5 protein-coding genes are annotated in these 4,538 nt (G+C 39.5%); all 5 read right to left on the bottom strand.

What is annotated here, in order from left to right; genetic code table 11:
- Window positions 1-254 precede the first annotated feature (254 nt).
- The 5 genes from ACYVR3_RS16030 to ACYVR3_RS16010 all read right to left on the bottom strand — a co-directional run bounded on the left by ACYVR3_RS16030 (window position 255) and on the right by ACYVR3_RS16010 (window position 4,478).
- Window positions 255-1,397, bottom strand: a complete 1,143-nt coding sequence (locus ACYVR3_RS16030) for a tyrosine-type recombinase/integrase (protein WP_461245007.1) — start codon at window positions 1,395-1,397, stop codon at window positions 255-257.
- 30 nt (window positions 1,398-1,427) lie between these two features.
- The gene (locus tag ACYVR3_RS16025) at window positions 1,428-1,739 is read right to left on the bottom strand and encodes a hypothetical protein (RefSeq protein WP_461245006.1); all 312 of its coding nucleotides are present in this window, start codon (window positions 1,737-1,739) and stop codon (window positions 1,428-1,430) included.
- A gap of 188 nt (window positions 1,740-1,927) precedes the next feature.
- The gene (locus ACYVR3_RS16020) at window positions 1,928-2,206 is read right to left on the bottom strand and encodes a Mor transcription activator family protein (RefSeq protein WP_461245005.1); all 279 of its coding nucleotides are present in this window, start codon (window positions 2,204-2,206) and stop codon (window positions 1,928-1,930) included.
- A 75-nt stretch (window positions 2,207-2,281) separates the two neighbouring features.
- Window positions 2,282-2,884: a DUF1643 domain-containing protein gene (locus ACYVR3_RS16015; RefSeq protein WP_461245004.1), complete on the bottom strand. Its 603-nt coding sequence runs from the start codon at window positions 2,882-2,884 to the stop codon at window positions 2,282-2,284.
- Window positions 2,885-3,215: 331 nt separating this feature from the next.
- Window positions 3,216-4,478 carry a hypothetical protein gene (locus tag ACYVR3_RS16010; protein WP_461245003.1) on the bottom strand — a complete coding sequence of 421 codons (1,263 nt, stop codon included), beginning with the start codon at window positions 4,476-4,478 and terminating at the stop codon, window positions 3,216-3,218.
- Between the last annotated feature and the right edge of the window lie 60 nt (window positions 4,479-4,538).

Here is a 4,538-nt window from a genome sequence, read left to right as displayed (position 1 = left end):
GCAAGATCAAAAGCCGTCAGTTTTTGAAAAACATGAAAACTGACGACTTTTTTGAAAGGTATGAATAATTCAGGTTTATACTTATTATTAAAAAACAAGTGCTGTTTGACGATAAATATCAGATAAATCAAAACCCAATTACCATTCATCTCCATTCTTAACCAACTATATACTCTCAATTATACCTTCTACGATTCAATTATTCACAAAAAAAAAAGAACAGACATTCGTTCTGCTCTTTTTTTGTTACCACCCTATATATTCTCAATCACCTCCACCGCCTTATCCCGCTCCTCCTCAACTGCTTCTGGAATCAGACCAAGATAATACTTCCGCGTTACCAACTCCGAGCTATGACCAAGAAACTTTGAGATGTACGCCACACTCACTTTCTGGTCACGAATCAAAATCGAAGCTAAGGTATGCCGCAGCGTATGGGTGCTAAAAATTGGTTCATACCCCAGTGAATACTGAATCTGCTGGTAAGTCTTATTGATACCACCCGCATGTGGTAATCGCTTATCATACTTCAAGAACAACAACCGCTCTGGATTGGGAACGCCACGTTGAAACAAGGCCTTTCTATGAAACATCACCCACTGGCTCAAACGGTTCATCATCTGCGCTGATATGGGAATCGTTCGCACGGCATTCTTAGTCTTCGGCGTCTTAATTATTTTATGGTGCGCGTCGTAACTTTCATCGACCCGTAGTAAGCCCGTCTTCAAATTGAGATCATCTTCTTTTAACGCTAAGGCTTCACCGACTCGTAACCCAGTTTGGGTGATCACCAACAACACCATACGATTTAAATGAAACATCTCAAAAGGTTGGGCCAATAAATAGTCCCGTACCTTACGATATTCCTCCTCACTCATAAACTTCTTCTCATCCGGTTTGGTTCGTCTGGGATTAGCATTAATGGTAATCTTCGTTAGTGCTGGATTCTTGGGAATCACACCATCAATCACTGCATCTTTTAACGCACCTCGAATATGCGTCAGGTCTTTCCTTAACGTCTCCTTCGCAAAATCTCGGTTGGAGAAGTAATTTTGTAAATCCATCCGTGTTAACTGGCCAATCGTTTTATCCGGCATGTATTTTTTAAGATGCTTGTAGGTCGTGTAATACGTATCTCGCGTGGCTGGTGCAATCGTATTCTCACGATAAGCCTTGACCCATTTCAGATACCACTCGGCAAAGTTCATCTCTGAATCAATGTAGTTAGTACCTTCAGCTCGCTCTGCTTCTCGCATCGCTAACCATTCCTTAGCCTGACTTTTCAGTTCAAAGGTCTTCGTCAATCGTTTTCGTGTTTTTCCAGTTCCAGTGGTGAACTCGGCCTTCCAATCCTTACCGGTCTTTCCCTTCAACGGATTGCGATAAATCCGACTCATGCGCTCAATTCCTTCCTATATAGTTATCATTTACTCGTCCTCTTCTGGCAAATGCCACCAAATCAACTGATTGTTGTTCGCAATGCCAAATAAATAAGCACTCCCTAAGTCGGCAGTGCTTAACGCAAATAGCATGTAAGTTTTAATCATATAGGTGTAAGCCACAAACGACTCAGGTAATTCATCAAGGTTATAGTCAGGTGGTAACAACCGTTGGTCCAATTCATCTCGATAGAGTTCAACCGCTTCACTACTTATCTCATCTACCCCGACATCCATCCCGGTCTCTCGTTTCAAATAGCCTAATAAATAAGCTTTAAAAAATTCTGCATCTAACGCCATCGTACTCACCTCCCCGTTACTCGTCAGAATCAGTAAATTCCTTAACCATCTCAACCGCGATTGCTGATACTGCCGCCACTGCAAATTTAATTAGTAAATCCATAATTGAAAATCTCCTTTATTTAATTGATTTTTTGCCAAACGGAACATAGGCTTCGTGCAGCTTATCTCTACACTAACCATCTAAATCACTCATTCAGATCATGATTCTGTTGCCGTTTGATGATCTGTCGAAACCACTTTTCTGAATAGCGGTAACGCCGGGCTAGTTCCTGAACGTTAGTCCCATCGTACTCAAATCGAAGTCGCTGACTAACTAATTTCCGATTATATAGATGACTAGGTAATGTTAGTTGTGTTCCTCTAAACTCCTGCCAAACCGCTATGGTTGCTTCCGTTCCAATCAATTCATTTAACTGTTGATACACTGGTTGCAGTGCGCTAACCATAACATCATCTACTTGCATATCCGTCACTCTCCAATCTGATTAATAGCTGATTCTCAATAAAAGTTCTTGTAACTGGTACCCTTCATACCCTAACTACCCTAAGTGGACTGGTTCGAACTCCCAGTGATCATTTTGAATTGCTAGTGGATGAACTGGTTTACCAGTACTAGGTGAGACCAACACCGATAATTTGTCCTCAAAGCTTAGTTCTTGGGCCAACGTGTAAAACTGATCTAACCGTTCCTGTGCAATTTTGAAACGCTTATTTAAACTACCAATCGCAATCACCACCTTTTCGACTTCCATTGCTTGTTTAGCAATTTCATCAAGCGCACCCACATCGTAGGCCCAAGTTAAACTTTTTTCCGAAGCATGCTTGACCCGCTTAGTAAATAGATTGGTGATTACTACCCCACCAGCACCACCTGCTACGGCTAAATTTTGAATCAACATCGACGTTAAATCTAATTGCCGTGGATCATCTGCTGCTGGATAATTAGCGAGTACCAACCACAATGGTTTCTTAGCATCCCAAATCCGCTGTACCCAGAACGTATCTTTCGCATCTGTCCGCATCGCAGTTACCGTTACGGTTATCTTTTCTGTACTGGTCTTAGCCGGTTTGGTGGCATCATCATCTACCACCTTGGTTGCCTTTACCTTCTTGTTGATGTTGGTTACTTTTTCCGTCGTCATAATTAACACTCCTTTTAATTAATCACCATCAAGCTTTCCCATATTAAACCAATATGAAACTTTCCATTGTTGGACCACTATGATACTTTCTATTGTTGAGCCAACATGTAACTTTTCCTTAGTGCCGCTCCTTTCTCCGAAGATAAATAAAACCGAAGCGGTCAAATGCCCACTCCGGTTTTATCAAATAGATAATATATATTTATAATTTGTTTCACTTCGCGACGAACAGCTCACCATAGCTGTTTTTCGTGCTACGTTCAATACTCTTGCCTACCTTTATATTCCCAGTACTGTTATTACAGTATTGGGGCTTTATTTGCTTCAAATCTTAGTTAGTGTCACTCTTACCAAATTCTGGGTTCCATCCATATTCAATGTCCCCCTCATACCGCATTTTTCGAAATGCAAATAACGGACTATTATCAAAATTGATTAAAAATTGGTGATCAACATCAAATTGTACAGTGGCGATAAAGTTACTATTATCCGGAGAGACTCCACCACCTTTGGATATATCTTTGTAGACATACAGAAAAACTACATCCGCTGGCATGAGTCCATGCTTCATGAGTACTTTAGCATCACCACCACTCGGTAGATTTCTTAATTGTTGAATAATTTTGGGAATTAGTGCTTTTACATGATTAGGTCTGGTCGCTCGAGGAATTTCTACATTTGCCGTAAATCTAATAGCATTCTCAACATTAGGGTTTGCTATATTACTGATTAAATAATCCTCTCCTTTAATATCATGGTATTCAATATCCTGAATTGGAACTGGATCTTCCACTGTGTCGGTAATCATACCGGGATTATCATTCACGGCTTGAAAAAATTCTTCACCATTTATATGAACGTTTACATAATCCAAAATTGATGAAGTATCTACAGCTACAAATGTATTTGTGGCCCTAGCTGAAGCGTACGTCACAAAAACTCTATCAAATTGCAGCGAATTAGGAATAACGGTAACAGTAGCGTAAAGTGCTGTTTGTAGGCAAAGTGCAAATTTTTCATTACCAGCCGTATCAATACCATTCAAATCAATTGATAATTGTATCCTATTATCCATGATTGGAGAAACTTCGACTAAATCACAGGTAACTAATAATGTCGATAATTGCAATCTGTACCAAGCATTCTTGACCACTTCTGGCAATCCTTCACCTACTTTTAAACTTGTAATACCTGCAAGTAAACTTAAATCAAGCATTATTCTGGTAAATGCCGATAACCCTTTTAGTAATGAGTCTACTTTACTTTCTATTTGCCAGAAATTTCTAGTAACTGTAACACTTTTATGCTGCTTATCTGTGTAAGTAATTCTATAGTCACTTGTCCTAACTTCAATTCCATTATGGTCAGTTGCATTTCTAATGTCAGGTGTAATTAAATTAGTATATTCGCTATAATCACGACCAGCTTCCACTAGCCTCTTGTTAAAAAGGACTTCGGTTAATGGTCGCAATTTTTTCTGACAAAGTTTTTTTTCAGTTACAAATTGTTCCATTCTTTGAAGCATTAATAAAGACTCAATAAATGCCCCATTCGCAATATCCGAATACAAATCAATCATACCTGAATTATTCACCAGAAACTCCAAAATCCCCATCAAACACATGATTCAAGTGCTTGATGGGGATTTTACGTT

It is taken from the genome of Secundilactobacillus muriivasis (genome assembly GCF_054785195.1).
Note: the sequence above shows the minus strand (reverse complement) of the source record. Positions and strands in the feature narration are given on the sequence as shown.

Bases quoted from the DNA above. Each gene is read 5' to 3' on its own strand.
- ACYVR3_RS16030 (WP_461245007.1), bottom strand. From the start codon at position 1,397: ATGAGTCGGATTTATCGCAATCCGTTGAAGGGAAAGACCGGTAAGGAT.
- ACYVR3_RS16025 (WP_461245006.1), bottom strand. From the start codon at position 1,739: ATGGCGTTAGATGCAGAATTTTTTAAAGCTTATTTATTAGGCTATTTG.
- ACYVR3_RS16020 (WP_461245005.1), bottom strand. From the start codon at position 2,206: ATGCAAGTAGATGATGTTATGGTTAGCGCACTGCAACCAGTGTATCAA.
- ACYVR3_RS16015 (WP_461245004.1), bottom strand. From the start codon at position 2,884: ATGACGACGGAAAAAGTAACCAACATCAACAAGAAGGTAAAGGCAACC.